This is a genomic window from Burkholderia sp. KL41 (assembly GCF_057005415.2).
In genome coordinates this window covers 1,811,027-1,826,760 of record NZ_CM174446.1, presented here as the reverse complement: position 1 = coordinate 1,826,760, position 15,734 = coordinate 1,811,027, and the positions used below count along the sequence as shown (strand labels likewise).

The following is a 15,734-nucleotide window of genomic DNA, read 5'->3' as shown; positions in this document are numbered from 1 at the left end:
GCGCCCGATTCTTGAGGGCGGCGGCCGTATCGGGGTTGCGTCACTTCGTCACGAGATCCACCGGCGTCTCGACCACGCCCGACATGTCGGCCTGCTTGCGATGCTCGGAGATCGCCTTGAGCGCCGTGTCGATGCCGAACACGGCCTGCTTCGCCGCGTACTGATCGGCCGTCGCGAGCACGCGGCCGTCCTTCAGCATCGGCTTGATCGCGTTGATGTTGTCGTAGCCGACCACGAACACCTTGCCCTGCTTGCCGGCCGCGCGCACGGCCGACACGGCGCCGATCGCCATGTTGTCGTTGCCGCACAGCAACGCCTTCAGGTTCGGGTATTCGTTGAGCATCGCGGCCGCAACCGCATTGCCCTTGTCGATCTCCCATTCACCGGACTGCACCGATACGACCTTCATCCCGCCCGCCTTCATCGCGTCCTGGAAGCCGGCCGTGCGCTGCTGCGCATTGGTCGTCGTCGACACGCCTTCGACGATGCCGACCTGGTCGCCCGCCTTCAGCCGCTTCGCGAGGTAATCGCCGATCTTGCGCGCGCCCTTGCGGTTGTCCGGGCCGACGAACGGTATGTTCAGGTTCTTCGATTTCAGCACGTCGGGATCGAGCCGGTTGTCGATGTTCACGACGATGATGCCGGCGTCGACCGCCTTCTTCACGACCGGCACGAGCGCCTTCGAATCGGCCGGCGCGAGCACGATCGCGTCGACCTTCGACACGATCATCTGCTCGACGATGCGGATCTGGTTCGCGGTGTCGGTCTCGTCCTTGATGCCGTTGGTGATCAGGTCGAACTGGTTCGCGTTGTGCTTCTGGTATTCCTTCGCGCCCGTTTCCATCGTCAGGAAGAACTCGTTGGCGAGCGACTTCATCACGAGCGCGACCTTCGGCTTGGCCGATGATTGCGCATGGACGGCCGGTGCGGCGGCAACCGCGACGGCGGCGAGCGCGGCGGTCAGGAAACGACGGCGAAAGAGGACATTCATACACATCTCCTGGCGACCGGCCCCAGGGGCCGGACTATTGTTTGACTGTTGTTTTAATGTGAGCAAACGTTTGCGCCACACTACCCGGGCAATGGCCATCGATGCTGCTGTCGGTACCACGGAATGGAAGCGAGGCAGACGGCCGACTGCCTGACGCGTGCTGTTGTTTACGCGCCTCCGCCGGCGGGAAGCCGGCGGAGTGAAGGCTATGCTGTACCGATTCGCGCCGGCGCGCAACCTGTCTGATCAATATTTAAGGGTTTATTCGGAGCGCGTGTCACGCCGGATCCCGCGGCGCCGGCTCGTCTTCATCGGCTGACGGCGGCTCGCCGAATCGGTTCGCATGCGGCGTGCCGGCGATGAAGCCATTCATCACGAACAACGCGAGCGCGCCGACGATCGGCACGAACAGCAACAGCATCCACCATCCCGACTTGTCGATGTCGTGCAGCCGCTTCACACCGACCGCAATCGACGACCACGCCGCGACGACGGCGACCACGACGAGCACCAGCATCGCCAGCAGCGGCAGATCGTCATCCGGCGAGCGGTGCGAATCCGCATCGAAAAACACGCTGAGCAACGCGGAAACCAGCGCGTAGATCCACCACGGCAGGCGCCCGATCCGGCCTTCGAAGGAAAAGAGAAACCATTTCAGGTTCATTGTTTACCTCTTCGTCACGCGTGTTGCGTGCTGTGCGCCATGTTGCCGAATGTGTCTGAACGGGCAATCCGCGTGCGTTGTTTTGCGCATGCGAACGGGCTGTCGGTCATGTGCCCCGCGCTTCGTTCCGGCGTCGCGCAGGGTGTCGTTGAAGCGGGCCGGTCGGGATGGTGCCTAGGAGTCGCGTCAACACCCGTCAGCCGGTATTCACGCGCATTGAATCACATACAAGGAGAAACGGGGCGGCCGGTATGCAGGATGGCAAGGCCCGATGCGAGGCGCTCGAACGTGCCGTCTTGATTTCTCGCTGGCAGGCGAGCGCATGTCATGCGCCGAGTGCGGGGATGAATCGGCAGGAAACCGCGATTGCGGCCGGTGATTCGGTGAGTCTGGGTCGAACAACCAGGGAGGCGGCAGATCGCCTGCCGCCGCCTGATGCATGACGGGACGTCGCGCCATCCGCGGTGATCGCGCGGACGGCGCACGACGTACTGTCGTCAAACGGCTTCGCGCAACAGCCCCGCGATTTCGGCTTCGTTCAGGTGCGGCGCGAACATCTCGATCAGCCGGTACGCATACGCACGCAGGAATGCGCCCTTGCGCAGGCCGACCCGCGTCGTGCTCGCCTCGAACAGGTGCTGCGTATCGAGCGCGACAAGCCCCGTGTCGCGCTGCGGATCGTAGGCCATCGCCGCGACGACGCCGATCCCCATCCCGAGCTCGACATAGGTCTTGATCACGTCGGCGTCGATCGCGGTCAGCACGACGTCGGGCACGGCACCCGCCTGCGTGAACGCCTGGTCGATGTGCGAGCGGCCCGTGAAGTCCTGGTCATACGTGATGATCGGGTACTCGGCGATTTCCTCGAGCGTCAGGTTCTCGCGACCGACGAGCGGATGGCCCTTCGGCACGACGACCGTGTGGTGCCACGAATAGCACGGGAACGTGACGATGTCCGGATAGCGGTCGAGCGCTTCGGTCGAGATGCCGAGATCGGCCTCGCCGTTCAGAATCATCTGCGCGATCTGCTGCGGGCTGCCCTGGCGCAGCGCGAGATGCACCTTCGGGAACACGTCGGTAAACTGCCGGATCACCTTCGGCAGCGCATAGCGCGCCTGCGTGTGCGTCGTCGCGACGACGAGGTGGCCGCTGTCCTGGTCGGCGAACTGGCGCGCGACGCGGCGCAGGTTCTCGGCATCGAGCAGCATCCGCTCGATCAGCTGGTGCACGGCCTTGCCGGGCTCCGTGAGCCCCGTCAGCCGCTTGCCGCGCCGGATGAAGATGTCGACGCCCAGCTCATCCTCGAGATCCTTGATCTGCTTCGACACGCCGGACTGCGACGTGTACAGCACGTTCGCGACTTCCGTCAGGTTCATGTTCTGGCGCACCGCTTCGCGCACGAACCGCAATTGCTGAAAATTCATGGGTATGCCTCTTAGGCTGTCGTTGTTTGATTGTCTGATCGGAGCGCGCTCCGCCCCCTGCCCTGCATTCTGGCGTCAACGCGCGGGAAACACACGCACCGCGCGCGGCACGGCCGTCGCACCGTCGCCGACCTGCAGCGACAGCGCACGCCATGCGTCGCGATCGAGTTCCGCCTCGAGCGCGCCGCCTGCGCGCGCCTCGAGCTCCACGCGCACCGAACCGCCGAGCGGAATCACGCGGCGCACGTCCACCGCGATGCCGTCACGGTGCCCTTCGCCCGCCGGCCAGAGCTGCAGGTCGTGCGGCCGCACATACGCGTTCGCAGGACCCGCGAAATCGGCATCGACCTCGATCGGCGCAGCCGCGCCCTCGGCCACGAAGCCGCGCCCGGCGACCGTGCCCGGCAGCCGGTTGGCCGCGCCGAGGAACTCGTAGACGAACGCGCTCTGCGGATGATCGTAGACGTCCTGCGGGCTGCCGACCTGCTCGACGTGGCCGCGGTTCAGCACGACGATGCGGTCCGCGACTTCCAGCGCCTCCTCCTGGTCGTGCGTGACGAAGATCGTCGAGATGTGCAGGTCGTCGTGCAGACGGCGCAGCCAGCTGCGCAGTTCCTTGCGGACCTTCGCGTCGAGCGCGCCGAACGGCTCGTCGAGCAGCAGCACCTTCGGCTCGACCGCGAGCGCGCGGGCGAGCGCGATGCGCTGGCGCTGGCCGCCCGACAGCTCCGACGGATAACGCTGCGCGAGCCAGTCGAGCTGCACGAGCTTCAGCAGCTCGTGCACCTTGTCGCGGATCGCGCTTTCCGACGGCCGCTCGCGGCGCGGCTTCACGCGCAGCCCGAACGCGACGTTCTCGAACACGGTCATGTGGCGGAACAACGCGTAGTGCTGGAACACGAACCCGACCTGCCGATCGCGCGCGCCAACCGACGCGACGTCGAGCCCCTGCAGCACGACCTGGCCGGCGTCCGCGTGCTCGAGGCCCGCGATCACGCGCAGCAGCGTGGTCTTGCCGCAGCCGGACGGCCCGAGCAGCGCGACCAGTTCGCCGGGCGGGAAGTCGAGCGACACGTTGTCGAGCGCCGTGAAATCGCCGAAGCGCTTCTGAAGGTTACGGACGGTGATACCCATTCTGGTTGCCTCTTTACGATTTCGACGAAACGGCGGCGGGGCCGGCGTGTGCGGGAACGGTGTCGCTCGCGCCCGCCAGTTCGGCGGCGAGATGACGCTCGGCGATCAGTTTCAGCGCGAGCGTGACGAGCGCGAGCAGCGCGAGCACCGACGCCACCGCGAACGCTGCCGCGAAGTTGTATTCGTTGTACAGGATCTCGACGTGCAGCGGCATCGTGTCGGTCACGCCGCGGATATGGCCCGACACGACCGACACCGCGCCGAACTCGCCCATCGCACGCGCGTTGCACAGGATCACGCCGTACAGCAGCCCCCACTTCACGTTCGGCAGCGTCACGCGGCGGAAGATCTGCCAGCCCGACGCGCCGAGCACGCGCGCGGCTTCTTCCTCGTCGGTGCCTTGCGCCTGCATCAGCGGAATCAGCTCGCGCGCGACGAACGGGAACGTGACGAAGATCGTCGCGAGCACGATGCCCGGCACCGCGAAGATGATCTGCACGTCGTGCGCCTGCAGCCACGGCCCGAGCCAGCCCTGCGCACCGAACAGCAGCACGTACACGAGACCCGAGATCACCGGCGACACCGAGAACGGCAGGTCGATCAGCGTCGTCAGCAGCGCCTTGCCGCGGAATTCGAATTTCGCGATCGCCCACGACGCGCACACGCCGAACACGAGGTTCAGCGGTACGGCGATCACGGCGACGGTCAGCGTCAGCTTGATCGCCGACCACGCGTCGGGATCGGCCAGCGATTCGAGATAGAAGCCGACGCCTTTTCTCAGCGCCTCGACGAACACCGCGGCGAGCGGCACGACGAGGAAGAACGCAAGGAACGCCAGCGCGATGCCCGTGAGCAGCCAGCGCACGACGCGCGACTCGCTGACGGGGTCGAGCCGCTTCGCGGCGCGCCCTTGCGCGGCCGAAGACGGGGTTTTCAGCACGACGGTGGCCTCCTGGCTCATTGCTGGCCTCCTGCTGCGGCGGCGGTGACGGTCGCAGGCGCGGGACCGCTCGCGCCCTTGCTCGTGCGGCGCTGCAGATACCACTGCAGCGTGTTGATCAGCAGCAGCATCAGGAACGACACGACCAGCATCACGACCGCCAGCGCGGTCGCGCCCGCGTAGTCGTACTGCTCGAGCTTCGTGATGATGAGCAGCGACGTGATCTCGGATTTCATCGGCACGTTGCCGGCGATGAAGATCACCGAGCCGTATTCGCCGAGCGCGCGCGCGAACGCGAGCGCGAACCCGGTGAGGAGCGCCGGCAGCACGGCCGGCAGCACGACGCGGCGGAACGTCAGCCAGCGCGACGCACCCAGGCACGCGGCCGCCTCCTCCTGCTCACGCTCGAAATCCTCGAGCACCGGCTGCACGGTGCGCACGACGAACGGCAACCCGATGAAGGTCAGCGCGACCAGCACACCGGCCGGCGTGAACGCGATCTTGATGCCGAGCGGCGCGAGATACTGGCCGACCCAGCCGTTGGTCGCGTAGACGGCCGCGAGCGAGATGCCGGCAACCGACGTCGGCAGCGCGAACGGCAGGTCGACGATCGCATCGACGAGGCGCTTGAACGGGAACGTGTAGCGCACGAGCACCCACGCGACGAGGAAGCCGAACACGGCGTTGATCAGCGCGCCGCCGAGTGCGGACGTGAACGTCAGCCGGTACGACGCGAGCACGCGCGGCGACGCGACGGCGGTGACGAATTGGTCCCACGACAGCGTCGCGGTCTTCAGGAACGTGGCGGCGAGCGGTATCAGCACCACGAGGCTCAAATAGGCCACCGTGATGCCTAGCGTCACGCCGAAACCGGGCAGCGCGCTCGGCTTGCGAAAGGTGTACGTCGTCATCGGATGCTCTTGCTGGGTCGATGCTGCTCATGGGTCCGACGCAAACGCCGGCGCGATGCTTTGCGCCGGCGGCCCGCCGAGGGTGCGGCGCGCTGTCGTGGCGCGCCGCTGTCGTTATGGTGTTACTGCGGCTTGTAGATCGAATCGAACACGCCGCCGTCCGCGAAATGCGTCTTCTGCGCATTCGTCCAGCCGCCGAAGGTATCGTCGACCGTGTACAGCTTCAGCTTCGGGAACTGCTTGGTCAGCTCCGCCGGCACGTTCTTCGAACGCGGCCGGTAGTAGTTGCGTGCCGCGATCTCCTGGCCCTGCGGGCTGTACAGGAAGTTCAGGTACGCCTCGGCCAGCTTGCGCGTGCCCTTCTTGTCGACCACCTTGTCGACCACCGCGACGGGCGGCTCGGCCAGGATGCTCACCGACGGCACGACGATCTCGAACTTGTCGGTACCGAATTCCTTGACCGACAGGAACGCCTCGTTTTCCCATGCGATCAGCACGTCGCCGATCCCGCGCTGCACGAAGCTCGTGGTCGCGCCGCGTGCGCCCGAATCGAGCACGCCCGCGTTCTTGTAGAGCTTCGTGACGAATTCCTTCGCCGTCTGCTCGTTGCCGCCCGGCTTGTGCTGCGCGTACGCCCATGCGGCCAGGTAGTTCCAGCGTGCGCCGCCCGACGTCTTCGGGTTCGGCGTGACGATCGAGATGCCCGGCTTGGTCAGGTCGTCCCAGTCCTTGATCCCCTTCGGGTTGCCCTTGCGCACCAGGAACACGATCGTCGACGTATACGGCGACGCGTTGTCGGGCAGGCGCTTCTGCCAATCCTTGTTGACGAGGCCCTTGTTCGCGAGCGCGTCGATGTCGTACGCCAGCGCCAGCGTGACGACGTCGGCCTGCAGGCCGTCGAGCACCGAGCGCGCCTGCGCGCCCGAACCGCCGTGCGACTGCTTGAAGTTGACGGTCTCGCCCGTCTTCGCCTTCCACTCCTTGCCGAACGCCTGGTTGAAGTCCTGATACAGCTCGCGCGTCGGGTCGTACGACACGTTCAGGAAGGTCGTATCGGCCTGCGCGTGCGTCGCGACGCCCAGCGCCGCCGCCGCGCCCAGCGCGAGTGTTGCGATCAGGCGGCCCACTCCGCCCACCAGCCCCGTATTGCGCTTGCCCATCCTTGGTTCTCCAGTGTTGTCGGTATTGCGATGTCGGGCCAGTCTAGCGAACGGGTTACATGATTAAAAATAATCGTTCCTCATTTTTTAATACTCAAAAGTGCTAACGCAGACGGGATGGACGGTTGCGGCAGATAAACCGGCGTCCGGACGTCGCAAAATCACGCCGGAACCGGCGTGATCGCGTCGAACCTCACGTAACACTTGAAATTCGCGAACTACTGTATAAAAATACAGCTCACTGTCTATCCATACAGTTGAGCCATGACCAAACTCACCGCCCGTCAGCAACAAGTGTTCGACTTGATCCGTCGCGCGATCGAGCGCTCCGGATTCCCGCCCACCCGTGCCGAGATCGCGGCCGAACTGGGCTTCAGCTCGCCGAATGCGGCCGAAGAGCACCTGCGCGCGCTGGCGCGCAAGGGTGTGATCGAGCTGGCCGCCGGCGCGTCGCGCGGCATCCGCCTGCTCGGCATCGACGATGCCCCGCACCAGTTCACGCTCCCGCACGCCGGCCTGATGCAGCTGTCGCTGCCGCTCGTCGGCCGTGTGGCAGCCGGTAGCCCGATCCTCGCGCAGGAGCACATCTCGCAGCATTACGCGTGCGATCCCGCGCTGTTCACCAGCAAGCCCGACTACCTGCTGAAGGTGCGCGGCCTGTCGATGCGCGACGCCGGCATCCTCGATGGCGACCTGCTCGCCGTGCAGAAGCGCACGGAAGCGAAGGACGGCCAGATCATCGTCGCGCGTCTCGGCGACGACGTCACGGTCAAGCGCCTGATGCGCCGGCCGGGCGGTCTCGAGCTGATCGCGGAGAACCCGGATTACGAAAACATCTTCGTCAAGGCCGGCAGCGCGGAATTCGCGCTGGAAGGCATCGCCGTCGGGCTGATCCGCTCGGGCGAACTCTGACATTCCGTCTCGCTGAGGAGAACATCATGGAACGCCTTGCCCGCCTGCTGCCTTTCCGTCAATTCGGTCGCCTGCGTCACCTGCGCGGCCGCACGCCCTGCGCACCGCTGTCCGTGGCGGCGCCTGTGCAAGAAGAAGTCGCAGTCGAACGGCAGGCGTCCCTGCTGCCGTCTGCGCTCCCCGCTTTCGCGCGGGTATCGCTGAACGCCGGCCTGAATCACGCGGAACCCGCGCGTCGCGCGCCGGTGCGCGTCTATCACGGTCGTTCACGCCTGATCATGGTCGGCACGATCGATGCCGTGTGCCGGATGATCGATCGCTGCATTGCAGAGGAACGATCGGCAACGCCTGGCGGTCTCTGATTGCGGAACATCCCCGCACCGGAGGCAACGTGACCGGATCTTCGGGCCGCGCATGGCGGCTCAAACCCCTGCTGATCATCGTGCTGGCCATCGCCGCCGTTGCGGCGATCGGCTATGCCTACGCGTCGCCGTACGTCGCGCTCGGCCGCCTGAAAACGGCGATCGATGCGCGCGATGCGCAGGCCATCAGTGAATATGTCGATTTTCCGTCGCTGCGCATCAGCCTGAAGCAGCAGGTCACGGAAGAGTTGATGCGCCGGATCGACGCGGTGAAGAAGGGCAATCCGTTCGCGGTGCTCGGTGCACTGATCGGGTCGGCATTGATCGGCCCGCTGGTCGATGCATACGCGACCCCGGAGGGCGTGGCCGCGCTGATGAGCGGATTGCCACCGCGTGGCAATCCGGGGGAGCGTCCACCTGACTTGTCGAATCTGCCATCAGGCAGCGATGCACCGGGCAACACGCCGGCCGCACCGGCACCCAATCAGGCTTCGGCAAGCGCAGCCGCTCCGGGCAGCAACGCGGCAGCCGCATCATCGCCGCCCCCTGCTGCTGCCGCGCCGGCCAGCCAGGTCGATGCAGCGCATTCGCCGCATCAGCAGCAAACCAGCGCCGGCTACCGGAATATCGATGAATTCGTCGTGACCTACCAGCGCAGTGCCGACGGCACGCGCTATGCGGCGATATTCCACCGCTTCGGCCTGTTCTCGTGGAAGTTGTCCGCAATCGACCTGCACGCTTGACAGGGCTCGACAGGGACTTGACTGGCTCGGGGTTAGCGCCCGAGCCACTGAGGCGGCATGACTGCCCGACCGGCACGGTTCGCCAGCCGCGCAGTCATCGAATCATTGGATCATTTGCCGTTCGCCGTGGCCGCTTCACGCTCGCGTGCGATTTCGGCCTTCTGCTCTTGCGCCGACGAACACGCAACCAGAATGCTGCAGTTCACGCGATCGAGCAGTTGCGTGTTGCCCGAGCCCATCCACCACCTCGACAGCCCGCTGCGGCATCGGTGGCCGACGACGACGAGATCGGCGTTCAGTTCCGTCGCGAGATTCGCGATTTCGTCGATCGGATAGCCGAATGCGAAATGGCCTTCGGCCTGCACGCCGCGCTCGCGCAGCCAGTTCACCCCTTCCTGCAGGATTTCACGCGCGGTTTCCTCGAACCGGCCGCACGCGACGTCGGTCAGCAAGCCCGCGCTCTGTGCAATGCTCGAGCGCATGTCGACGACCGACAGCAAATGCGTCTCGGCCTTCAGGTCCATCGCGAGATTGGCGCCGCAGCGCAGTGCCTTGCGCCCTTCGAGCGTGCCGTCGTAACACAGCAGAATCTTGTTGTAGCTAGCCATGAAACCTCCCTATCGCAACAACGAGCCTACGCATTCATCATGGTGCGCCGCAATTCAGGACGCAAGGGATGGAAAACGCGGATTCGCCCCGCGCGGCGCGTGCGCGATGATGCGGTGCACGATCGGTGCGCGCATGCATCGCACCGCGCAGGCATGCCCTGAAGAGACGCAGCCGATGCACTAGAATGGCCCGTTCGTACTCCAGCGGGCCACCAGGCGCCGGCGTCGTGCGCTTCGGTCATGCCCGTGTGACAGGCAATCGTCCGATCGGTTCGCCAACCGGCCACGCATCCGGCAGCGAAACGCTGCCGCGCCCGCATACAACGACAACATACCCATGCTCGTTGCACCGATCGATTTCCGGAACGTCGAAAAGCGCTATGGCGACAAGCTTGTCGTCAACGGCCTGTCGTTCACCGTGCAGGCCAGCGAATGCTACGGCCTGCTCGGCCCCAACGGCGCAGGCAAGACCACCACGCTGAAAATGCTGCTCGGCCTCACGCACCCCGATGCAGGCACCATTTCGCTCTGCGGCGAACCGGTTCCATCGCGTGCGCGACATGCGCGCCAGCGTGTCGGGGTCGTCCCGCAGTTCGACAATCTCGACCCCGACTTCACCGTGCGCGAGAACCTGCTCGTCTTCAGCCGCTATTTCGGCATGTCGGCGCAGGCTGCGCACGCGCTCGTGAAACCCCTGCTCGAATTCGCGAAGCTCGAGAACAAGGCCGATGCGAAGGTCGGCGAGCTGTCGGGCGGCATGAAGCGCCGACTCACGCTCGCCCGTGCGCTCGTCAACGATCCCGATGTGCTGGTGCTCGACGAGCCGACGACGGGCCTCGACCCGCAGGCGCGCCACCTCATGTGGGAACGCCTGCGCTCGCTGCTCGCTCGAGGCAAGACGATCCTGATCACCACGCACTTCATGGAAGAAGCCGAGCGCCTGTGCGACCGGCTGTGCGTGATCGAGGAAGGCCGCAAGATCGCCGAAGGAGCGCCGCACGCGCTGATCGAATCGGAGATCGGCTGCGACGTGATCGAGATCTACGGGCCCGATCCGGCCACGCTGCGCGACGAGCTGGCGGCGTTCGCGAAGCACACCGAAATCAGCGGCGAGACGCTGTTCTGCTACGTGAGCGACCCGGAACCGCTCAGTGCGCGACTCAAGGGTCGCACGGGGTTGCGCTATCTGCATCGCCCGGCCAATCTGGAAGATGTGTTCCTGCGGCTCACGGGCCGCGAAATGCAGGACTGATCGATCATGGACGTGCGCAACTATTCCACCACCGCCCCGTCGGCACCGCCGCGCGTGTCACGCTTCGCGATCGCGATGCCCGCGAACGCAACCAACTGGATTGCCGTCTGGCGGCGCAACTATCTCGTCTGGCGCAAGCTCGCGCTCGCGTCGATGTTCGGCAATCTTGCCGATCCGATGATCTATCTGTTCGGTCTGGGGTTCGGGCTCGGCCTGATGCTCGGCCATGTCGACGGCGTGTCGTATATCGCGTTCCTCGCGGCCGGTACGGTCGGCTCGAGCGTGATGATGTCCGCGAGCTTCGAGTCGATGTATTCGGGTTTCTCGCGGATGCACGTGCAGCGCACCTGGGAAGCGATCATGCATACGCCGCTTGCGCTCGGCGACATCGTGCTCGGCGAGATCGTCTGGGGGGCCAGCAAGGCGATGCTGTCGGGGGCCGCGATCATGCTCGTCGCGGGGGCGCTCGGTTATGCGCAGTTTCCGTCGATGCTCGCGGCGCTGCCCGTGATCGCGCTCGCGGGCCTCGCGTTCGCAAGCATCGCGATGATCGTCACGGCGCTCGCACCGTCCTACGATTTCTTCATGTTTTATCAGACGCTCGTGCTGACGCCGATGCTGCTGCTGTCGGGCGTGTTCTTCCCGACCACGCAGCTGCCGCCGATCGCGCGGCACGCGGCGCAGGCACTGCCGCTCGCGAACGCCGTCGAGCTGATCCGGCCCGCGATGCTCGGCCGGCCGGCGACCGACGTCGCGCTGCATGTCGCGGTGCTCGCCGGCTACGCAATCGGCGGGTTCCTGCTGTCCGCCTGGCTGTTCCGGCGGCGGATGATGCGCTGACGGCCGGCGCACCGGGCGCCGGCTTCATGCGACGACGTTACTCGTCGTCGTCGCTCCACGGGATCTCGACGTCGGTCAGGAACGCGACGGTCGCAAGCGGGCCACCTTCCTGGCGGCCGAGCTTGCCGTCCGCGCGATGCCATTCGACGCGGAACTGCGTGCCCGGATCGTCGGCGACCAGATAAACCGAGCGCAGCTCTTCCTTTTCGGCCTCGTCCACCGGGCCGTCGAACGACACCAGCATCTTCTGCGGCCACAGGCCGTTGACCGGATCGTAAATGCGGTCGCCTTGCGGAATGTCGATGCTGGCCTCGACGCCGATCGTAGCGGAGGCCTCGATGATCATCGTGCCGAGTGCGTTCAGCACGGCAGTCGCCCGCGCGGAATTGGCCTGGCGGATCGCGAGATCGCCGCGCGTCAGCGCCTTTTCGAGTCGAGGATGAATCTTCGGTTGGGTCATGCGTTTTCCTGTTTGCTTCTTGTAAATGGCGCCGCACACGTGAAACGGCGGCACCGGATGAATACGACGATTGCGCCCGGCCGGCGCACCGCCTGCGCGCGTCAGAACCCGAGCGCGACCGCGAGCAGGCCGCTCGCGATCCCGAACACGACGACGAGGATCGCGACGATGGCCAGCATGTAAGGCTTGAACGAACGCGCGAGCATCGCGAGCGACGGCACGCTGATCGGCGGCAGCGTCATCAGCAGCGCGGCGGCCGGGCCGACGCCCATGCCGAGCGACAGCATCGCCTGGATGATCGGCACCTCGCCCGCCGTCGGGATCACGAACAGCATGCCCGCGACCGCGAAGGCGACGATCCAGCCGAGATGATTGCCGATGTCCGGGCCGATATGCGGGAACAGCCATGCGCGCGCGGCGCCGAGCAGCAGCACGAGCACGATGTATTCGGGCACGAGCCGCACGGCCATGCGCGCGAGCAGCTTCATCCAGCGGACGAACGGATTGCCGGCCGCGGCCTGCTCGGCCGCCAGCGCGGCGAGCTGCGCATCGTCGATGCGGGCGTCTTCAGGGCGCGCGATCCGGTTCAGCAGATAGCCGATCCCGAATACCATCGCGACGCCGAGCACGAGGCGCAACGCACTCCAGTGCCAGCCGAGCACGAAGCCCATGAAAACCAGCGCCGCCGGGTTCAGCACCGTGTTGCCGAGCCAGAACGCGACCGCGCCGCCCGGCGAGGCATGGCGCGCGCGCAGCCCCGCGACGACCGGCGCCGCGCAGCACGTGCACATCATGCCGGGCAGCGACAGCAGGCCGCCCGCGGCGACGCTGCCGAAGCCGGTGCGGCCGAGCACGCGCGCGACCCAGTGCGCGGGCAGCAGCGCCTGCACGGCCGAACCGAGCAGCAAGCCGAGCACCATCGCCTGCCAGATCGCCTTGCCGTACGCCCATGCGTAGTCGAGCGCGGCCTTCAGCGACGGCTCGGGCGCGGCCGCCGACGTGCCCATCAGGATCGACTGTCCGATCGAATGATGCTCGGCGGCAACGAACGCCTTGTTGTAGTACGGGAACCATTTCACATAGAACAGCCCCGCGACCGCGATCAGCAGGAAGGTCATCCAGCCGAGTGCCGGACTGGGTTGGGTGCGTGTGGTCGTCATCGTGTGATCGTCGATTGGTTATTGTCGGTGGCGGGCTTCACGCCTGCCGCAAGCGCAGCCGACGCGGGCAGCCCGGCCTGCGCGAGTTGCGCCAGCAGCGTGCGCGCCTGGTCGCACGCATCGGCCGCGTTGGGTCGGAACGTGAACGTCAGCGCCCGGTTCGGCTTGTTGTACGTCGCGCGATAAGTGCGCGCATAGGCGGGATCGTAATGCCTGTCGATCAGTTCGGTGAACAGTTCGGCACGCGCGCCGGCATCGATCAGCGCCTTCCAGTGCGTCACCTGTTCGCGGCTGTGCAGGCCGATCAGCCGGTGCAGCTGCGCCTTGAACGCGTCCGGTTCGTCGAACAGGTGCGCGTAATCGTCAAGGAGGAACGCGATGCGCTCGTCGTGTGCCGCGTCGACATGCACCCACGGCCCTGCGTGAAACGCTTCGATCAACGCGATCGGCAACTGCACGAGCCCGATCCTGCGGCTTTCCGATTCGACGAACACCGGCCATTCGGGGTCGAAACGCCCAAGTGTTTCGACGAGCCCCGAATCGAACCCCTTCTGCGCCGGCTGCGGCTTGCCCGGCAGCGCGCCGAGCAGCGAACCGCGATGGCACGCGAGCGCCTCGAGATCGAGCGTCTGCGCGCCCGCGTCGCGCAGCGCGTTCAGCAGGCGCGTCTTGCCGCAGCCCGTATGGCCGACGAGCGCGATGTAGCGAAAGCGCGTCGGCAGCGAGTCGAGCGTCGCGCACACCGACTGGCGGTACGACTTGTAGCCGCCGTCGAGCTGGCGCGCCTTCCAGCCGATCAGGTTGAACCAGGTCGTCATCGAGCCCGAGCGCTTGCCGCCGCGCCAGCAGTAGATCAGCGGCCGCCAGTTGCGCGGCCGGTCGGCGAACGTCGTGTCGAGATGACGTGCGATGTTGCGTGCCACCATCGCCGCGCCGACGCGCGTCGCCTCGTACGGCGACACCTGTCGGTACATCGTGCCGACGAGCACGCGCTCCTCGTTGCTGAGCACGGGCGCGTTCAGCGCGCCGGGGATATGATCCTCGGCGAACTCGAGCGGCGTGCGCACGTCGATGATCTCGTCGAACTCGCCGGCGCGATCGAGGGTGACAATCAGGTTCTTCAATTTGGCGTCGAACAGGGGCGATGCGGCTCGATGAGCCGCATGGGCACGGAAGGCGGATTGGCGATTATCTCACGGGCCGGCGTCTCGGGCCGCGCACGGCGGCCGGCGGCGGCGATGCGGCCTGCATCGCGTCGATCAGATGGTCGCGGAACGCGCGAACCGACGCGGGCAGATCGCGCCCCGCCATCGTCTGTACCTGGATGCTGCGCTCGCGCAACTGCGGGTTCGTCACGGGCACGACGACGAAGCCGTCCGCGGCGCAGCGGTCGCGCACCGACAGCAGCCCCGTGAACATCACCGCGCCCGTGCGCCGCGCATAACCGTACATCGCCGCCGTGTTGTTGCTCGTCAGTTCAGGCTCGAGCAGCAGCCCGTCGAGCGCGCATGCGATGTCGATCAGCTGGCGCACCGTGGTGCCGGCCTCGGGCAGCACGTGCGGGTGACGCGCGACATCGGCGAGCGACACCGCTTCACGCGTCGCGAGCGGATGGTCGCGCCGCACCAGCGCGAAGATCGGCGCGCGCTCGGTATGCTCGACGCGCACGCCTTTCTCCGGCGCGAGGCTGAAGCTCAACGCGATGTCCACGTCACCGTCGCGCACGCGCCGCGTCGCTTCCGCCGGCGACACGACCCACACCGAGAAATCGACGCCCGGATGGCGCGCCTTGAAGCGCGCGAGCGTGCCGGGCAGGAAATCGATCGCGAACCCTTCCGAGCAGGCGATCTTCAGCAGGCTGCCGTGCAGCGCGTCGAGCCCGCCGATGTCCTTCATCACGTGCTCGGCCTCCAGCAGGCTGCGCTGCGCGAACGCCAGAAGCCGCTCCCCGGCCTCCGACAGCGCCATCCCGCGCGGCCGGCGCTCGAACAGCGGTGCACCGAGCTCGCTCTCGAGTTTCGCGATCTGGCGGCTGATCGCCGAGACGGCCACGTGCAGCCGCGCGGACGCGTCGCTGATCGAACCGGTGCGCGCCACCTCGACGAAATACCGCAACGCCAGGCCATGCAGGAAAGCCGCCATCGTTCTGTCTCCACCCGGCTGCCGGCCGCGC

17 protein-coding genes are annotated in these 15,734 nt (G+C 66.4%); 5 read left to right on the top strand and 12 right to left on the bottom strand.

The features are described from left to right. Positions 1 to 40: 40 nt before the first annotated feature. The 7 genes from PQB87_RS08580 to PQB87_RS08550 form a co-directional block, all read right to left on the bottom strand. The gene (locus PQB87_RS08580) at positions 41 to 991 is read right to left on the bottom strand and encodes a sugar ABC transporter substrate-binding protein (RefSeq protein ID WP_301861854.1); all 951 of its coding nucleotides are present in this window, start codon (positions 989 to 991) and stop codon (positions 41 to 43) included. 277 nt (positions 992 to 1,268) lie between these two features. Continuing rightward, on the bottom strand, positions 1,269 to 1,655 hold the full coding sequence (locus PQB87_RS08575; protein WP_021157017.1) for a DUF805 domain-containing protein: 387 nt from the start codon (positions 1,653 to 1,655) through the stop codon (positions 1,269 to 1,271). 497 nt (positions 1,656 to 2,152) lie between these two features. Next, positions 2,153 to 3,079 carry a CysB family HTH-type transcriptional regulator gene (locus PQB87_RS08570; protein WP_006484201.1) on the bottom strand — a complete coding sequence of 309 codons (927 nt, stop codon included), beginning with the start codon at positions 3,077 to 3,079 and terminating at the stop codon, positions 2,153 to 2,155. Between the two features lie 75 nt (positions 3,080 to 3,154). Next, positions 3,155 to 4,213, bottom strand: a complete 1,059-nt coding sequence (locus PQB87_RS08565; RefSeq protein ID WP_059682702.1) for a sulfate/molybdate ABC transporter ATP-binding protein — start codon at positions 4,211 to 4,213, stop codon at positions 3,155 to 3,157. Between the two features lie 13 nt (positions 4,214 to 4,226). Further along, on the bottom strand, positions 4,227 to 5,174 hold the full coding sequence (gene cysW, locus PQB87_RS08560; protein ID WP_059496072.1) for a sulfate ABC transporter permease subunit CysW: 948 nt from the start codon (positions 5,172 to 5,174) through the stop codon (positions 4,227 to 4,229). Beyond that, positions 5,171 to 6,064, bottom strand: a complete 894-nt coding sequence (gene cysT / locus PQB87_RS08555) for a sulfate ABC transporter permease subunit CysT (protein WP_027787480.1) — start codon at positions 6,062 to 6,064, stop codon at positions 5,171 to 5,173. The genes cysW and cysT overlap by 4 nt, the downstream gene beginning before the upstream one ends. A 122-nt stretch (positions 6,065 to 6,186) precedes the next feature. Further along, the gene (locus PQB87_RS08550) at positions 6,187 to 7,224 is read right to left on the bottom strand and encodes a sulfate ABC transporter substrate-binding protein (protein WP_301861855.1); all 1,038 of its coding nucleotides are present in this window, start codon (positions 7,222 to 7,224) and stop codon (positions 6,187 to 6,189) included. A gap of 264 nt (positions 7,225 to 7,488) precedes the next feature. Between PQB87_RS08550 and lexA the strand changes: the two genes are divergently transcribed. Genes lexA through PQB87_RS08535 form a run of 3 tightly spaced genes read left to right on the top strand, consistent with a single transcriptional unit; the run spans position 7,489 to position 9,241 of the window. Next, positions 7,489 to 8,136, top strand: a complete 648-nt coding sequence (gene lexA / locus PQB87_RS08545) for a transcriptional repressor LexA (RefSeq protein ID WP_006754655.1) — start codon at positions 7,489 to 7,491, stop codon at positions 8,134 to 8,136. 26 nt (positions 8,137 to 8,162) lie between these two features. Beyond that, positions 8,163 to 8,498 (top strand): hypothetical protein, encoded by a 336-nt coding sequence (locus PQB87_RS08540; RefSeq protein WP_301861856.1) that lies wholly within the window; start codon positions 8,163 to 8,165, stop codon positions 8,496 to 8,498. A 29-nt stretch (positions 8,499 to 8,527) separates the two neighbouring features. After that, the gene (locus PQB87_RS08535) at positions 8,528 to 9,241 is read left to right on the top strand and encodes a DUF2939 domain-containing protein (protein WP_489242837.1); all 714 of its coding nucleotides are present in this window, start codon (positions 8,528 to 8,530) and stop codon (positions 9,239 to 9,241) included. A 110-nt stretch (positions 9,242 to 9,351) separates the two neighbouring features. Here the strand turns inward: PQB87_RS08535 and PQB87_RS08530 are convergent, their stop codons facing one another. Continuing rightward, entirely contained in the window at positions 9,352 to 9,849 is a 498-nt protein-coding gene (locus PQB87_RS08530; protein ID WP_021157010.1) for a universal stress protein, read from the bottom strand. A 337-nt stretch (positions 9,850 to 10,186) separates the two neighbouring features. On the opposite strand from PQB87_RS08530, the gene nodI reads away from it, so the two are divergent. Both nodI and PQB87_RS08520 read left to right on the top strand, forming a co-directional pair. After that, entirely contained in the window at positions 10,187 to 11,101 is a 915-nt protein-coding gene (gene nodI / locus PQB87_RS08525) for a nodulation factor ABC transporter ATP-binding protein NodI (protein WP_489242808.1), read from the top strand. A gap of 6 nt (positions 11,102 to 11,107) precedes the next feature. Further along, positions 11,108 to 11,941 carry an ABC transporter permease gene (locus PQB87_RS08520; RefSeq protein WP_489242806.1) on the top strand — a complete coding sequence of 278 codons (834 nt, stop codon included), beginning with the start codon at positions 11,108 to 11,110 and terminating at the stop codon, positions 11,939 to 11,941. Between the two features lie 37 nt (positions 11,942 to 11,978). On the opposite strand, the gene PQB87_RS08515 is transcribed toward PQB87_RS08520, so the two are convergent. From PQB87_RS08515 to PQB87_RS08500, 4 genes are all read right to left on the bottom strand, one after another. Further along, positions 11,979 to 12,401 carry a hypothetical protein gene (locus tag PQB87_RS08515; protein WP_059682706.1) on the bottom strand — a complete coding sequence of 141 codons (423 nt, stop codon included), beginning with the start codon at positions 12,399 to 12,401 and terminating at the stop codon, positions 11,979 to 11,981. Between the two features lie 101 nt (positions 12,402 to 12,502). Beyond that, complete coding sequence (locus tag PQB87_RS08510; protein ID WP_059682707.1) at positions 12,503 to 13,561, bottom strand: permease; 1,059 nt, start codon at positions 13,559 to 13,561, stop codon at positions 12,503 to 12,505. Beyond that, entirely contained in the window at positions 13,558 to 14,685 is a 1,128-nt protein-coding gene (mnmH, locus tag PQB87_RS08505) for a tRNA 2-selenouridine(34) synthase MnmH (RefSeq protein WP_059682709.1), read from the bottom strand. The genes PQB87_RS08510 and mnmH overlap by 4 nt, the downstream gene beginning before the upstream one ends. Before the next feature lie 64 nt (positions 14,686 to 14,749). Continuing rightward, positions 14,750 to 15,703, bottom strand: coding sequence for a LysR family transcriptional regulator (locus tag PQB87_RS08500; RefSeq protein ID WP_174414734.1), 954 nt, complete (start codon positions 15,701 to 15,703; stop codon positions 14,750 to 14,752). Between the last annotated feature and the right edge of the window lie 31 nt (positions 15,704 to 15,734).